Source organism: Gordonia prachuapensis (assembly GCF_036350515.1).
GTDB lineage: Bacteria > Actinomycetota > Actinomycetes > Mycobacteriales > Mycobacteriaceae > Gordonia > Gordonia prachuapensis.
Map to the genome: position 1 here is coordinate 139511 of NZ_JAZDUE010000007.1, position 15694 is coordinate 155204.

Genomic DNA, 15694 nt, shown 5'->3' on the forward strand with positions numbered 1-15694 from the left:
CGATGAGCGGGGCGACCACCGAGAATCAACCCGGTGTCACGCCACCACCAGATGTCACACGGCCACTCACAGACGCGATCGCCGAGGCCGAGAAGCTCATCGCATCAGCGGAATTCGTCGAGTCCGAGCAGGATCTCGCCGAGGGCTACGACTACCTTGCCGGAAGTATCGCGGCGATCGTGCAACTCGTCCGTTCCCGGCAGAAGAGTCACCCGAACTTCATCACATCGACCGGGCCGATGACGAAGATGGGGCTCGACAATCCCGACACGCTCTACTACCACGCCGATCTCGAGCCGACCGGGACCTACATCGTCCGCGGTCGTCGTGGCGGGACCGTCGACCTCAGCTTTCAAGTCCTCACCGGCGACTACACGCCGTCGTCGGTACCCGGCGGTGACGACGCATTCGACGATCGGCGCATCCCCATCGACGCGGACGGAAACTTCGAGATCACGTTCGGCCCACCCATCGACGCGGAGCGCGCCGACTACTTCACCCTCGCCGAGGGCGCGTCGATGCTGTCGGTGCGGGAGGTGTACGGCGATTGGGATCAGCGCAAGGGCACCATCTCGATCGAGCGCATCGACACCGCCGGAACCGCGCCCGACGAGCCCGACCTCGCGCGGGTGACCCGACGCTATGCCACAGCAGGCAAGATGCTGGCCTCCCGGATCAACACGTGGTTCAACTTTCCGAAGTGGTTCTATCTGGACGAGCCGGTCAACACGTTCACTCCGCCTCGCCTGACCCCCGGTGGGCTGGCCACCCAGTACTCGTCGGTGGGTCACTACCGGCTCGCCGACGACGAGGCGATGATCATCACCGTCCCGAGATCCGATGCGCCCTACCAGGGATTCCAACTGGGCAGCATGTGGTACATCTCGCTGGATTACGTGAACCACCAGACCAGCCTCAATTCGGCTCAGGCGCAGGTCGATCCGGATGGCATGATCCGGATGGTCGTCTCGCGCCGGAACCCGGGTGTCGCGAACTGGATCGAGACCACGGGCCGCACCACCGGGATCATGCAGTTCCGGTGGCAGCGAACGGACGAGCCGATAGCTCCCGACCAGGGGCCCAGTGCGCAGGTCATCGACATCGGCGATGTCGCACAACACCTCCCGTACCTGTCGGACAATGTCATCGACGAGGCGGGATGGTCGACGCGGATCGCGGGTCGCCAACGTGCGTTCGCGGAGAGGATGTTGCTGTGACGAACTCGGGTCTGCTGGCCGACAAGGTCGTGGTGGTCTCCGGCGTCGGTCCAGGGCTGGGCAGATCCATCTGCCTGCGGGCGGCGGCGGCCGGCGCGAAGGTGGTCCTCGCGGCCCGGACCGAATCGAGGTTGAAGGAGGTGGCCGCCGAGATCGACTCCGCCGGCGGAACATCCTTCGTCGTACCGACCGACATCACCGACGACGCGGCCGTGGACGCGCTCGTCGACGCGACTCGCGCCGAGTTCGGCGGTGTCGACGTCGTCGTCAACAACGCCTTTGCCCTGCCGTCGATGAAGCCGTTGGCGCGCACCGACTTCGACCACATCGCGGCCAGTCTCGACCTCACTGTGCTGGGCACGTTGCGGGTGATCAAGGCGTTCACCGAATCGCTGGCCGAGGTGAAGGGATCGATCGTCAACATCAACTCGATGGTCATCCGGCATTCCGAACCCCGCTACGGCAGCTACAAACTCGCGAAGTCGGCGCTGCTGGCGATGTCGCAGACCCTCGCGACCGAGCTGGGCGACAAGGGTATCCGTATCAACACCGTCGCGCCCGGATACATCTGGGACGACCAACTGAAGTGGTACTTCGGTGAGGTCGCCAAGAAGTACGAGATCACCTCGGAGCAGGTGTACGCACAGACGGCGAGCAAGTCCGACCTCAAACGGCTGCCGGAACCGGACGAGATCGCCGAGGCGGTGGTGTTCCTGGCATCGCCGATGGCCAGCGCCATCACCGGCCACACCCTCGACGTCAACTGTGGGGAATACCATGACTAGCGCCGCGCCCCGTCTCAACGTCGGGACAGTCGACGATCTACACGAAGCGGCCACCCGCGCAACGGGTCTCGATGACTTCGGCGACCAGGACTATCTACCTGGGCTCGAAGTGCTGCTCGAATCGTACGCCCGCGACGCCGACCTGACCGAACTCGGCAGCAAGATGTTCCGGTTCTTCCTCAAGGGCGCGCTCATCGCACGCTTGCTGTCGGAGTCGTCCTGGCGGAACAACCCCGGCTACGTCGACGTACCGATCACCCGGCCGATCTTCGTCACCGGACTGCCACGCACCGGCACCACCGCCCTTCACCGTCTGCTCACCGCCGACCCCGCACATCAGGGACTCGAGATGTGGCTGGCCGAGTTCCCGCAGCCGCGACCCCCGCGTGAGTCGTGGGAGTCCAACCCGGTCTACGAACAGATCAACGCCGGACTCGAACAGCACCACGTCGACAACCCGGAGTTCATGGGACTGCACTACATGACCGCTGCGGAGGTCGAGGAGTGCTGGCAGCTGTTGCGGCAGAGCCTCATGTCGATCTCGTACGAATCACTGGCCTACCTGCCGACCTACTCACGATGGCTCGCCCGGCAGGATTGGACACCGGCCTACCAGCGGCACCGACGCAACCTGCAGATGATCGGTCTGAACGATCCCGACAAACGCTGGGTTCTGAAGAACCCCAGTCACATGTTCGCCCTCGATGCGCTGATGGCGACCTACCCCGATGCTCTGGTGGTGCAGACGCACCGGCCGCCGGAGACGATCATCGCGTCGATGTGCAGTCTCGCGGAGAACGCCACTCCGGGATGGTCGAGCACCTTCGTGGGCGACACGATCGGCCGAACGCAACTCGAACTGTGGTCGCGCGGACTTCGCGAGTTCGAGTCCGCGCGAAGCAACTACGACCCGGCGCAGTTCGTGGACGTCGACTTCGCCGACCTCCGACGCGATCCGTTCGGAACCGTCGAGCGCGTCTACCGTGCGCTCGGTGCGGAGTTCACCGATGACGCACGCGCCGCGATGGTCACCCTGGACGACGAAAGCGCCTCGGGTGACCGCAAGCCACGGCACCGCTACGACCTCGCCGACTACGGTCTCACCGAAGCGGCAGTGGCAGAGGCATTCGCCCGCTGATCGCTCGAACGGCTTCTCTCCGCAGAGCAGAGGCCGGTGATTCACCCCTCCCTGACACCCAGCGTCGATGCCCGCGCGACCAATTCGGGTTGGAACACCGGATTCGCGGGCGTGTGGCCGTCGGGAGAGTCGGCAGCCGCCGACAGCAGCAGGTCCACCGCGGTCGCGCCGATACGGGCGGTCGGCTGTCTGACCGACGACAGGGCGACGACCGCTGACCGCGCGAAATCGATGTCGTCGTAACCGATCAGCGCGATGTCCTCGGGCACCCGGACACCGCCACCCATCATCGTGAACGCCTGCAGGACGCCCATCGCCACGAGATCGTTCGCGCAGAAGACGGCGTCGGGGCGTTCCCCGGGCTTCCGGCGCTGCAACCGTTCACCGACCTCACGGCCGGCGAGCACCGTCAGCGACGGCGTCTCGATGACCTCCAGCGCGGCCCCGGGGACCTGCGCGATGGCCTCTTCTGCGCCACGACGCCGATCGGTCACCTGGCGCAGATTGGTCGGCCCCCCGACGTACGCGATGCGTCGTCGGCCGAGCCCGCACAGGTGTTCCGCCGCGAGGCGGCCACCGGCGATGTCGTCGACCGCGACGGAGTCGAACGGCGAACCCGTCGCGTCGCGATCGACCAGGACCACGGGAGTACCCCGCCGGCGAAGGGCGTCGAGACGCTCGAGATCGTCGCCGATCGGGGAGACCATCAAGCCGAACACCCGTTGTTGGTCGAAGGCGTCGATGTAGGCCGATTCGCGCAGGACGTCCTCGTCGGAGGTGCCGAGCAGGACTGTCAGGTCGTGGTGGCCCGCCTCCCGCTCGGCCGCCCGCGCTATGTCGGTGAAGAACGGGTTCCCGACGTCGAGGACGACCAGGCCGACGCAGCGTGAACGCCCGGCACGCAGCTGTCGGGCGGCGTCGTTGCGCACGAATCCCAATGACTCGATCGCCGCGTGCACGCGTGCGACGGTCGCGGGCGCCACCTTCTCGGGTGCGTTGAGCACGTTGGACACCGTCCCGACCGACACCGATGCCGCTGCAGCGACGTCTCGCATGCTCACACCCATGAGTTCATCTCACCAGAGGAGGCGACGAGTTCCGGTCAGGATGGCCTCGAGTCGGTTTCCAGCGGACGATCGGGATCGGCGGTCCACGCGTTCATCGATCCGTCGTAGACGGCGCTGTCATCTCGTCCGGCGACGTGCAGCGCGAATGCCGCAGCCGTGGCGGCGATCCCACCTCCGCAGTACGTGACCGGGCGAACCGACTCGTCGAGTGCGCCCACCGCGTCGAAGATCTCGCGCAATTCCGCCACCGGCTTGAGCTGTCCGGATTCGTCCACGAGATCGCCGAACGGGACGTTCACGCTGCCGGGGATGCGGGCGGCGGCGAAGGCGTCCCGGTCGAGGGCGTTGATCAAGAGGACCGCCGGATCGTCGACGGAGGTGGCGACGTCGGTGGTGGAGTAGATCCGATCGGCGCGGCGTCGGGCGGTGAACGAGGCCGCGGGAACGTCGACATCGCCGGTTTCGGTGGGGAACCCGGCGTCGACCCATGCTGCGAGTCCGCCGTCGAGGACGGTGACATCGTCGAATCCCTCGAGCCGGAACTGCCACCACAGGCGCGTGGCCCAGATGCCGTTCACGGTGTCGTAGACCACGACCTGCGTGTCGTCGCCGACACCGAGCGCGCCGACCGCCGCCGCGAAGCGGTCCGATGGGGCAGCGGCAAAGGGCGCCTCGCCGTTCGGGTCGGAGAGTCCGGCGATCTGGTCGGCGAAGACGGCGCCGGGGATATGGCCGTCGAGATACGTGGCGCGCCCGGACTCGACGTGAGCACCGCCCTCGTCGAAGCTCAGGTGAACGGTGGCGTCGATGATGCGCACTGAACGCTCTTCGAGTCGTTTGTGCAGGTCGGTGGCGCTGATGACGTGTGGCGTTGTCATGAGTCGAGCCTACCGACGCGTTCCGATGTCATCGTGATGTCGTGCGGCTGGGCAGATCGGGCCACGGTTTCGAGAGGACGGAGAACGATGAGCGACGACGACATCACGATCAGGATCGGGCGTGACGAGTTGATGATCCGGCAGCGGTGGGAGACCGCCAGCATCGCCAACGACGTGCTGATCGCCATGTGGTTCGTGGCGGGCAGCATCTGCTTCTTCTGGGAGAGCACCACCGTGATCGCGACCTGGCTGTTTCTCATCGGCAGCATCGAGTTCCTGGTGCGTCCCGCGATCAGGCTGGCGCGGCGAGTACAGATCCGGCAGGTTCGACCGGTTGCGACGGGCTCCGACAGCGCGTTCGACTACTGACGAGACGCCACCGTGGACTCATGGTCACGGTGGTCGGCCTGGGTCGCCTGTCATGACGAGGGCCGGCGACGCCAGACTCCGTCCAATACGAGATCGGTGATGCGAGCGCTGGTCGACTCGGGGTCGATGTCGTTGATGTCCCCGGCGGACATCCGCGCCAGCAACGGGGACACCAGCATTTCCGCGACGAACTCCACGTCCACATCGCGGCGGATCTCCCCGCGGCGCACCCCCCGATTCAGCACCTCGACCATTGTCCGGCGCCGGGGCGCGACCACCTCATCGAAGTAGCGCCGGTGCAGATCGGGGAAAAGCGCCGACTCGGCGGTCAGTGCACGCACCATCGCGGTCGCGCGGCGGTCGACGATGCGTTCGGCGAGCACCCGCAATAGCGCGATCAAGGCATCCCGCGTCGAGTCCGCGGCAGACACCGTGATCGGGAGATTGATCGAGTCGAGAACGTCCAGGTACAGCTCGTCTTTGGAACTCCACCGGCGATAGAGGCTGTTGCGGGAGACGCCTGCGCGGCGAGCGACGCTGACCAGTGAGAGCCCACTCAAGGTGGCGCCGTCGGCGATGCTGTCGAGTACCGCTTCCCGGATGGCCACGTCCGCGGCGGGGTCTCGTCGCCGGCCCGCGCCGTGCACCGGTGCTGCGGGCGACTCCATGGGAATACGATACAGGTCTGTTCCGTTTTGGAGTGGTCACGACTTATCCGAAAGGGGCCGCATGGCGAGCGCACTGTCCGACAGCGACGACACCTATCAGCCCGACCCGCGGCGTTGGAAGGCGTTGGGCGTCTGCCTCATCGTCGGCTTCATGACGCTCCTCGACGTGTCGATCGTCAACGTCGCGCTGCCGTCGATCGAACAAGGTCTGGGCGCCACCGCCGCCGACCTCTCGTGGGTCGTGTCGGGCTATGCGCTCTCGTTCGGCCTGTTCCTGATCCCGTCCGGCCGCATCGGCGACGCCCGTGGCCGCAAGACCATCTTCCTGGTCGGCCTCACCCTCTTCGTGGTGTCGTCGGCAGCGTGCGGCCTCGCGCAGGGGCCGTTGGCGCTGGTGATCTGGCGGCTCATCCAGGGTGCCGCCGGCGGCATCCTCACCCCGCAGGTCTCCGGTCTGATCCAACTGCTCTTTCGCGGCGCCGAGCGCGGCAAGGCGTTCGGACTGTTCGCGGCCACGATCGGTATCTCGACGGCCGTCGGTCCACTACTCGGTGGACTTCTCATCCAGGCCGGCGGTGTCGAACATGGTTGGCGCTGGGTGTTTTTCGTGAACGTGCCGATCGGAGTGGTGGCCTTCGTCGCCGCGTGCAAGCTGCTGCCGGCGCGTCCCGCCGAGCACAAGCAGCCGGTGCGCGGAACCTTCGACCCGCCCGGCGTGGTGCTGCTCGGTGCCGGCGTGTTCACCCTGCTCCTGCCGATGGTCCAGCAGGAACAGTGGGAGGGCAGTGCCAAGTGGTTGCTGCTCGTCGTCGCGACGGTGCTGCTGGTGACCTTCGTGTTCTGGGAGCGCCGGCAGGAGCGGGTGGGAAATCCTCCGCTCGTCGACCTGTCGTTGTTCTCTCTACGGTCCTACTCGATCGGTTGCATGATCGCGCTGGTCTACTTCGCCGGGTTCACCACCATCTTCTTCATCTACACCCTGTATGTGCAGCAGGGGCTGGGGTACACAGCTCTGCAGGCGGGACTGTCGTTGACGCCGTTCGCCATCGGCTCGGCGATCGCCGCCCGGTTCGGCGGCAACGTCGTGCATCGGTACGGTCGTCGGCTGGTGATCGGGGGTCTGGTGTGTGCGGTGATCGGCATGCTCGGCACCATCCTGGCCGCGCACCTGGCGTCGGGTCACGCGGTCGGATTCGCCACCGCGGTGCCACTCCTGGTCGCCGGTGTCGGTTCCGGCCTGGTGATCTCGCCGAACCTCACCATCAGCCTCGACGAGGTGCCGGTGACGCGCGCGGGCATCGCCGGGGGAGTGCTGCAGACCGGTCAGCGGATCGGCTCGGCCGCCGGCATCGCCCTGGTCGGGGCGGTGTTCTTCGCCCAGATCGGCGACACCGGCGACTGGGCTCGAGCGTTCGAACTCGGTCTCGCCACCGCGACGTTGCTGGTGGCCGTCGCGCTGGGGCTGGGGCTCATCGACGAGTTCGGACATCGGCGCCGGGCCAAGGCGGCGGCCGGCGCGCCGGTCTGACGGGTGCGTGCGTCGCCCCCGCCCGCACGCGGGAGTCAGGAGCGGGCGCGGGGAACCAGGCGTTCGAGTTGCGTGACGTGGGCCGGCGTCAGCTCGTCGAGGGATGCCACGCCGAGTAACCGCATGGTGCGTGAGATCTGCGCGGAGAGGATCTCGATCATGCGGTCGACCCCGGCTTCACCGCCGGCCATCAGGCCGTAGAGGTAGGCCCGGCCGACCAACGTGAAGCGGGCACCCAGCGCGACCGAGGCGACGATGTCGGCGCCGGAGGAGATGCCGGTGTCCAGGATGACCTCGGTGTCCTCACCGACTTCGCGTGCGACGTCGGGCAGCAGGTGAAACGGGATCGGCGCCCGGTCGAGCTGGCGGCCGCCATGATTCGACAGCACGATGGCATCCGCGCCGAGGTCGGTGACCGCCTTCGCGTCGGCGACGGTCTGGATGCCCTTGACGACAAGCTTGCCCGGCCACTGCGACTTGATCCAGGCCAGATCGTCGAAGGTCACGGTGGGGTCGAACATGGTGTCGAGCAGTTCGGCGACGGTTCCCGACCACCGGTCGAGTGACGCGAACGCCAGCGGCTCGGTGGTGAGGAAGTCGATCCACCATTGCGGTCGCGGCATCGCGTCGAGCACGGTCTTGGCGGTGAGTGCGGGCGGAATCGACATGCCGTTTCGCTTGTCACGAAGGCGTGCTCCGGCCACCGGAACGTCGACGGTCACGAGCAGCGTGTCGTAGCCCGCTGCCGCCGCGCGGTCGACCAGCGCCATCGACCGTTCCCGGTCCTTCCACATGTAGAGCTGGAACCAGTTGCGGCCGTGCGGGTTGGCGCCCTTCACGTCCTCGATGGACGCCGTGCCCATCGTCGACAGGGAGAACGGGATACCCGCCCGCCCGGCCGCACGGGCCCCGGCGTACTCGCCTTCGGTCTGCATCATCCGGGTGAAACCGGTCGGCGCGATCCCGAACGGCAGCTCAGAGCGTCCGCCGAGGACCGTGCACGACGTGTCGACCTTGGACACGTCCCGCAGTATCGCCGGATGGAACTCGATGTCGGCGAAGGCCTGTCGTGCCCGTGTGATGGATAGCTCGGCCTCGGCTGATCCGTCGGTGTAGTCGAATGCGGCCTTGGGGGTCCGGCGCTTGGCAATTCGGCGCAGGTCCTCGATCGTCAATGCCGAATCGAGCCGACGCTTCTTCGCATCGAACTGCGGCGTCTTGAACTGCATCAACGGCGCGAGGTCGCGGACCTTGGGAACTCTGCGTTGCATGGTCATGCCTTTCATGTCCCGGCCGCCGCGAACCCGATCGAGGAACGGGCCGGGCGGGGAACGTAGTGTTGGGACGGAAACCGTTCGGCCACAATGGCTCGCATAGCTGCCAGGTCGCCGTCGATCAGCTCGTGTGCCCGAGCGGTGATCAGCACGTTGCCCAGCGCCGTCGCCTCGACCGGTCCGGCGAGGACCGGAAGACCGAGTCGGTCGGCGGTCAGCTGACAGAGCAGTCGGTTCTGCGAACCGCCGCCGACGAGGTGCACGGTCCGCACATCGGTCCGCGACAGTTCCGCCGCCTTCCGCACGCTGTCGGCGAAGGCCGCAGCCAGGCTTTCGACGATCGCCCGTACCAGCTCCGGACGGGTCATCGGTGGCTGCATGCCTCGTTCCGTGTACCACTCGCGGATGCGCCCGGGCATGTCGCCGGGTGTCAGGAACCGGGCGTCGTCGGTGTCGAAGACGTCGAACGCCGGGGTGACCTCCGCCGCCTGGGCCAACAACTCCGAGAGGTCGGCACGGTACCCGTCGCGCTGATACTGCCGGACCGTCTCGCTGAGCAACCACAGCCCCATCACATTGTGCAGGTAGCGGATTCGCCCGTCCGCACCCACCTCGTTGGTGAAGTTGGCCTTCCAGCCGTCGCGGGAGACGTTCGGCGACTCCAGCTCCACGCCGACGAGTCCCCAGGTCCCGCAGGAGATGTAGGCCGACGACGACGGGTCCATCGGGATCGCCGCGACGGCCGAGGCGGTGTCGTGGGACGCGACCGCGGTGACATGCGGTGTGCCGGACAAGCCCAGACGCTCGGCGACATCGGGGAGCAGCGGGCCCTGGTCGGTGCCGGTCTCGACGATGTCGCCGAACAGCCCCACAGGCAGGCCGAGGCGCTCGGACATCGCGGTGTCCCATCGCCCGTTGATGCCGAGCAGGCCGGTGGTCGACGCGTTGGTGCGTTCGGTGCCACGAGTGCCGGTGAGCCAGTAGGTCAGCAGATCCGGGATCAGCAGCGCGCTGTCGGCCTGGTCGAGCAACCCGTCCTGCTTCTCCGCTGCCAGTTGATACACCGTCGTGAACGGCAGGAACTGGAGTCCGTTGCGGGTGTACAGATCCGCCGGACCGAGTTCGGCATGGACAGCGGCTACACCGTCTGCGGAACGTGTGTCGCGATAGTGGTGGGGCAGACCGAGCATCCGGCCGTCACGCATCAACGCGTAGTCGACCGCCCACGAATCGATGCCGATCCCGACCAGGTCGTCGGCGCGGCGTCCGGCCTCGGCCAACCCTGCGCAAGCCTCGCGGAACAGCCCCGGCACATCCCAATGGAGCGCGGTCCGTCGACCGTTCCAGATGTGCACCGGATCGTTGGCGAAACGTGCGACCTGCTCGAGTTCGAGTCGGCCTCTCGAGATGTCGGCGAGCATCACCCGGCCGCTGGTCGCGCCCAGGTCGATTGCGGCGACCTGGGCGGACCGGGTGGAGCGGCTCATCGTAGGAACGCGGCGGCGACGCCGGCGTCGACGGGCACGTGCAGGCCGGTGGTGTGTGAGAAGTCCGACGAGCACAGCGCGAAGGCGGCGTTGGCGATGTTCTCCGGCAACACCTCGCGCTTCAGCAGTGTCCGCTGCGCGTAGAACTTGCCGAGGTCCTTCTCCTCCACGCCGTAGACGGCGGCGCGCTTGGCGCCCCACCCGCCGGCGAAGATGCCCGAACCGCGCACCACGCCATCGGGATTGATGCCGTTGACCTTGACGCCGTGCTCACCGAGTTCGGCGGCCAGCAGCCGCACCTGATGGGCCTGATCGGCCTTGGTGGTCGAGTAGGCGATGTTGTTCGGACCGGCGAACACCGAGTTCTTCGACGAGATGTAGAGGATGTCGCCGCCGAGCTTCTGGTCGATGAGCGCTCGGGCGGCCGCCTTCGACACCAGGAACGAGCCGCGGGCCATCACATTGTGCTGCAGGTCCCAGTCGGCGGCGGTGGTGTCCAGCAACGACTTCGACAGCGACAGACCGGCGTTGTTGACGACGAGATCGATGCCGCCGAATGCGAGCACGGTGGCATCGACGGCTGCCTGCACGGCTGCCTCGTCGGTGACGTCGGCGGCCACACCGATCGCCACGTCGCTCGACCCGATCTCTTTCGCGGCGGCCTGTGCCTTCTCGGCGTCGAGGTCGGCGATGACGACGCACGCGCCCTCGGCGGCCAGGCGTTGCGCGATGGCCTTGCCGATACCCGATGCGGCCCCGGTGACCAGCGCGATGCGCGTGGCGAGCGGTTTGGGCTTGGGCATCCGGGCCAGCTTGGCCTCTTCGAGCGCCCAATACTCGATACGGAACTTCTCCGACTCATCGATGGGGGCATACGTGGAGACGGCCTCCGCGCCGCGCATCACGTTGATGGCGTTGAGATAGAACTCGCCGGCCACGCGTGCGGTCTGCTTGTCCTTGCCGTAGCTGAACATGCCGACGCCGGGGATGAGCACGATCGCCGGGTCGGCCCCACGCATGGCCGGGCTGTCGTCGGTGGCGTGGCGCTCGTAGTAGGCGCGGTAGTCCTGGCGGTACGTCTCGTGCAGGGTCGCCAGCCGTTCCTTGCACTCGTCCACCGTTGCCGATGCGGGCAGGTCGAGCACGAGTGGCTTGACCTTGGTGCGCAGGAAGTGATCAGGGCAGCTGGTGCCGAGTTCGGCCAGACGCGGATGTTCCTCGGCGGCAAGAAATTCGAGCACCGGGTCGACATCGGTGAAATGGCCCACCTGCGCCTTGTCGGTCGACGCCAGGCCGCGGATGAACGGTGCCAGAGCGGCCGCCTTGGCGCGGCGCTCGTCGCTCGGCAATGCACCGAACCCGTCGAGGGGCTTGCCGAACGGCTGCGAACGTCCGTTGGCGGCGATGAACTCCTCGGCCGCTCGGATGATCTCCAGGGAGTTGGTCTCGGCCTGCTCGGACGTGTCACCCCACGCGGTGATGCCATGGCCGCCGAGGATGCAGCCGATGGCCTGCGGGTTGGCCTTCTTGATCTCGGAGATGTCGAGGCCGAGCTGGAAACCGGGGCGCCGCCACGGCACCCACACCACACGGTCGCCGAAGATCTTCTGCGTCAATGCCTCACCGTCAACGGAGGTGGCGATGGCGATACCGGAATCGGGATGCAGGTGATCGACGTGGGCGGCATCGACGAGCCCGTGCATGGCGGTGTCGATCGACGGTGCCGCGCCGCCCTTTCCGTGCAGGCAGTAGTCGAACGCCGCCACCATCTCGTCCTCGCGGTCGAGGCCGGGGTAGACGTCGACCAGGGCACGCATACGGTCGAGTCGCAGGACCGCGAGGCCCTTTTCGGCCAGCGTGCCGAGGTCACCGCCAGAGCCCTTCACCCAGAGCAGGTCGATGTTCTCACCGGTGACGGGATCGGTGTCGGTGCCCTTGGCGGAGGTGTTGCCGCCGGCGTAGTTGGTGTTCTTCGGATCGGAGCCGAGGCGGTTGGACCGCGAGATGAGCTCAGCAACAGTCGGGTTGGTCATGAGTTGTTCTCCTCGAGATGTGGTCGGAAGGTCAGGCGCCCCAGGAGGACTGGGTTCCTCCGACGCGTTCGGCGGCAATGGTGTCGGCGTACCCGGATGCGGCGTAGGCGGCCAGCGGATCTGCGGGGAGTCCACGCTTGGCGCGTCGTTCCGCGAGCATGGGACGGACGTCGGTATAGAAGGCGTCCATCATGATGGCGTTGGCGCCCAGCACATCTCCGGCCTCCTGAGCGGCGGTCAACGCGTCCGTGTCGACGAGCGCGACGCGGGCCGTCATCTCCTGCACATTGAGTACGGAGCGGATCTGGCCGGGGATCTTCTCCTCGACGTTGTGGCACTGGTCGAGCATCAGCGCCACAGGTGACCCGGCGTCGAGCCCGCCACCGCGGACCACCTCGAACAGGATGCGGAACAACTGGAAGGGGTCCGCTGCGCCGACGATGAGGTCGTCGTCGGCGTAGAAGCGCGAGTTGAAGTCGAAGGAGCCGAGCTTTCCGAGGCGCAGCAACTGCGCGACGATGAACTCGATGTTCGTCCCGGGCGCGTGGTGCCCGGTGTCGAGGCATACCATGGCGCGCTCGCCCAGGGCGCTCACGTGGGCGTAGGAGGTTCCCCAGTCGGGGACGTCGGTCACGTACGTGGCGGGCTCGAAGAACTTGTACTCCAACACAAGGCGCTGGTCGTCGCTGATGTGCTGGTAGATGGTGGCCAGCGACTCGGCCAACCGGTCCTGGCGCCCACGGATGTCGCCCTGGCCGGGGTAGTTGGTGCCGTCGGCGAGCCAGATCTTGAGGTCGCGTGATCCGGTCTCGCCCATCACGTCGATGCAGGCGAGGTGGTGGTCGATGGCCTTCTGCCGCACCGTCTTGTCGGTGTGGGTGAGGCTTCCGAACTTGTAGTCGTCGTCCTGGAAGGTGTTCGAGTTGATGGTGCCCAGACGCAACCCGTGGTCACCTGCGTAGCGGGCCAGCTCACGGTAGTCGTCGACGGTGTCCCACGGGATGTGCAGGGCGACGGTCGGTGCCAGCCCGGTGAGTTCGTGGACTTTCGCGGCGTCGGCGATCTTCTCGTGGATCGTGCGTGGGGTACCCGGTGTGCCGAACACCTTGAACCGGGTACCGGAGTTGCCGAATGCCCAGGAGGGTAGTTCAATCTCGAGATTGTCGAGGACCGTGTCGTCGAATGTGGTCATGAGTGAGGGGTCTTTCGAGGTTGGGGTCCCCGCCGCCGGCGTCGAGGAGGATGCACCGGCGGCGGGGAGGATTGTGGAACGTTTCAATCTCGCGTGGCCGGACTCAGGCCGGTGTGCGAGCCGACGAGGCCGAGACCGTGACGTCGCCGGTGGCCGGTCCGTTCGGCTCGGCCAGTTCGGGTGACATCGGCGCGCCGTAGCGCTCGACCTCGATCTCCTGCAACGTCTTGCCCTGGGTCTTGGGTGCCCAGATCGCGCCGATGACGAGTGCGATCGTGAGCAGGGCGACCAGCAGGATGCCGACCGAGGTGAGTCCGGTGGCGGCCAGCATGGTCGGGAAGAAGTAGCTCAGCAGACCGGTGGCGGCGCGGACCGCGAAGAACATGATCCCCTGTGCGCTGGCGCGATATGGGGTGGCGAACAGCTCGCTGGCCCACAGGCTGTAGAAGGCCTGGGCGCCGATGCCCGACGAGATGCCCCAGAGGACGGCGAAGATCAGCATGGTCGCGATGCCGCTGTCGGTGAAGGCGACCAGGACGATCCATCCGAGGATGCCCAGTGCGGCGCCGAACACGTACAGGCCGCGCTGGGAGACCCGGTCGGCGTAGCGCATGAAGCCGAAGTAGGTGGCCAGCACGGTGCAGCCCCAGACCAGCACCTGCAGCAGGTTCTGCTGGACCTCGCTCTCCAGACCAGCGGTCTCGTAGACCCGCGGCATGAAGATCCCGGCCTGGCCGGCGACGGTGTTCCAGAAGAGGTAGATGCCGCCGAGCAGCAGCAGTGCGGTGATGTTCACCTTGCGGGAGAACAGGCCCTTGACACCGCGCGCGCCGACCGATGTCTTGATCGCCGCGGGTTCGCGGGCGGCCTCGTCGCGCCAGATCTTGGATTCCTGCAGACCTTGGCGAATCCACCAGACGATGGCCGCGACGACGAACAGGTGCAGGAAGATCAGCCGGGAACCGAGCAATCCGAGTGGTGCAAGTGCTGCGGCCAGCGCGAACCCGACCAGCGGACCGACCGACCAGGCGAGCTGAGCGGTACCGACGTGTTTCGCACGTTCGACCGATGGCGCTTCCTCGGCGATATAGGTCCAGGACGCGGGTACGCCGGCGCCCACTGCGATGCCGGTGATGATGAATGCGGCCAGCAACATCGAGTAGTTGACCGCGAAGGCGGCGAGCAACACACCGGCCATGTAGACGAGCAGATCGTAGGTGTAGATCTTCTTCCGCCCGAAGCGGTCACACAGCGGCCCGCCGATCGCCGCGCCGATGGCGGCGCCGAAGGCATTCGCGCTCAGCGCTGCGAGCAGGCCCACGGCGAAGTTGCTGATGCCGAACTCGTCCTGCCAGAACGCCAGGCTCGTGGCGATGGCGATGATGGAACCGGCCTCGATGTAGTTCGACATCGCGACCGCGATGGTCGCCCGCCAGCCGGTGGTGGAGCGTGCTCCTACTTTCATGCTGCTTCCTTGCGTCGGATCTCAGTAGAGAGGGTGGGATCGGGGAGGTCAAGCCAGGTTGGGATGGGGAGTCTCCGATCAGTCGAGGTGGAAGTACTCGATGAGTTCGCTGCGGACGGTGTCCGGGTTGGCGCCGTCGTCGGTGGACGGGTCGGACGTCCGCGCGGGGAGGAAGTACTGCGACATGTGGGCCTGCCAGCGGGCGTTGATGTCGGTGGCCTCCATCGCCTTGGCGGCCTGCTCGAAATCGTCGGTCTCGAGGTAGCCGACGATCATGCTGTCGTCCTCACGGAGGAACAGCGAGTAGTTTCGCCACCCGCTCTCGCGCAGCGCGTCGAGCATCTCGGGCCAGACGGTCGTGTGGGCATCGAGGTAGTCGTCGACGCGTTCGGGCTTGAGGTGCATCACGAAACAGACGCGTTGTGTGTCGGTGTGCGTGCCGGCGGTGGCGGACATCGGTGGCCTCATTCAGTGGTCGTTCTGTGTCACGTTGCCGACGATGACAGTCGGACGTCGTTGTTTTGAAACGTTTCAAAACGTGATTGGGCTGACACTAAGGCATGGAATGTGGGGTCGTCAAGCGTCCGGCTGGT

General features: G+C 66.7%; 14 protein-coding genes. 5 read left to right on the plus strand and 9 right to left on the minus strand.

Annotation, left to right across the window (positions count from 1 at the left end; genetic code table 11):
- The first annotated feature begins 2 nt into the window (after positions 1–2).
- Genes V1Y59_RS10195 through V1Y59_RS10205 form a run of 3 tightly spaced genes read left to right on the plus strand, consistent with a single transcriptional unit; the run spans position 3 to position 3140 of the window.
- The gene (locus tag V1Y59_RS10195; protein WP_330504952.1) at positions 3–1217 is read left to right on the plus strand and encodes a hypothetical protein; all 1215 of its coding nucleotides are present in this window, start codon (positions 3–5) and stop codon (positions 1215–1217) included.
- The gene (locus V1Y59_RS10200) at positions 1160–2002 is read left to right on the plus strand and encodes an SDR family oxidoreductase (RefSeq protein WP_431309142.1); all 843 of its coding nucleotides are present in this window, start codon (positions 1160–1162) and stop codon (positions 2000–2002) included. Before V1Y59_RS10195 ends, V1Y59_RS10200 begins: the two co-directional genes overlap by 58 nt.
- Positions 1995–3140 (plus strand): sulfotransferase family protein, encoded by a 1146-nt coding sequence (locus V1Y59_RS10205; protein ID WP_330504804.1) that lies wholly within the window; start codon positions 1995–1997, stop codon positions 3138–3140. Before V1Y59_RS10200 ends, V1Y59_RS10205 begins: the two co-directional genes overlap by 8 nt.
- Positions 3141–3181: 41 nt before the next feature.
- Here the strand turns inward: V1Y59_RS10205 and V1Y59_RS10210 are convergent, their stop codons facing one another.
- Together V1Y59_RS10210 and V1Y59_RS10215 are read right to left on the minus strand one after the other, a co-directional pair.
- On the minus strand, positions 3182–4207 hold the full coding sequence (locus V1Y59_RS10210) for a LacI family DNA-binding transcriptional regulator (RefSeq protein WP_330504806.1): 1026 nt from the start codon (positions 4205–4207) through the stop codon (positions 3182–3184).
- Positions 4208–4242: 35 nt separating this feature from the next.
- Positions 4243–5085, minus strand: coding sequence for a sulfurtransferase (locus V1Y59_RS10215; RefSeq protein ID WP_330504810.1), 843 nt, complete (start codon positions 5083–5085; stop codon positions 4243–4245).
- An 87-nt stretch (positions 5086–5172) separates the two neighbouring features.
- Here V1Y59_RS10215 and V1Y59_RS10220 point away from each other — a divergent pair, with 87 nt between their 5' ends.
- Positions 5173–5454 (plus strand): YrhK family protein, encoded by a 282-nt coding sequence (locus V1Y59_RS10220; RefSeq protein ID WP_330504812.1) that lies wholly within the window; start codon positions 5173–5175, stop codon positions 5452–5454.
- A gap of 50 nt (positions 5455–5504) precedes the next feature.
- Here the strand turns inward: V1Y59_RS10220 and V1Y59_RS10225 are convergent, their stop codons facing one another.
- Complete coding sequence (locus tag V1Y59_RS10225; RefSeq protein WP_330504814.1) at positions 5505–6122, minus strand: TetR/AcrR family transcriptional regulator; 618 nt, start codon at positions 6120–6122, stop codon at positions 5505–5507.
- Positions 6123–6183: 61 nt separating this feature from the next.
- On the opposite strand from V1Y59_RS10225, the gene V1Y59_RS10230 reads away from it, so the two are divergent.
- Entirely contained in the window at positions 6184–7650 is a 1467-nt protein-coding gene (locus V1Y59_RS10230; protein WP_330504817.1) for an MFS transporter, read from the plus strand.
- A gap of 35 nt (positions 7651–7685) precedes the next feature.
- Here the strand turns inward: V1Y59_RS10230 and V1Y59_RS10235 are convergent, their stop codons facing one another.
- The 6 genes from V1Y59_RS10235 to V1Y59_RS10260 all read right to left on the minus strand — a co-directional run bounded on the left by V1Y59_RS10235 (position 7686) and on the right by V1Y59_RS10260 (position 15557).
- Entirely contained in the window at positions 7686–8921 is a 1236-nt protein-coding gene (locus V1Y59_RS10235; RefSeq protein ID WP_330504953.1) for an alpha-hydroxy acid oxidase, read from the minus strand.
- Between the two features lie 11 nt (positions 8922–8932).
- Complete coding sequence (locus V1Y59_RS10240) at positions 8933–10411, minus strand: rhamnulokinase (RefSeq protein ID WP_330504819.1); 1479 nt, start codon at positions 10409–10411, stop codon at positions 8933–8935.
- Positions 10408–12444 carry a bifunctional aldolase/short-chain dehydrogenase gene (locus tag V1Y59_RS10245; RefSeq protein ID WP_330504822.1) on the minus strand — a complete coding sequence of 679 codons (2037 nt, stop codon included), beginning with the start codon at positions 12442–12444 and terminating at the stop codon, positions 10408–10410. The genes V1Y59_RS10240 and V1Y59_RS10245 overlap by 4 nt, the downstream gene beginning before the upstream one ends.
- A 31-nt stretch (positions 12445–12475) precedes the next feature.
- Positions 12476–13636, minus strand: a complete 1161-nt coding sequence (gene rhaI, locus V1Y59_RS10250) for an L-rhamnose isomerase (RefSeq protein WP_330504825.1) — start codon at positions 13634–13636, stop codon at positions 12476–12478.
- 103 nt (positions 13637–13739) lie between these two features.
- Positions 13740–15101, minus strand: coding sequence for an MFS transporter (locus V1Y59_RS10255; protein ID WP_330504827.1), 1362 nt, complete (start codon positions 15099–15101; stop codon positions 13740–13742).
- Between the two features lie 78 nt (positions 15102–15179).
- Complete coding sequence (locus V1Y59_RS10260; RefSeq protein WP_330504829.1) at positions 15180–15557, minus strand: L-rhamnose mutarotase; 378 nt, start codon at positions 15555–15557, stop codon at positions 15180–15182.
- Positions 15558–15694 lie beyond the last annotated feature (137 nt).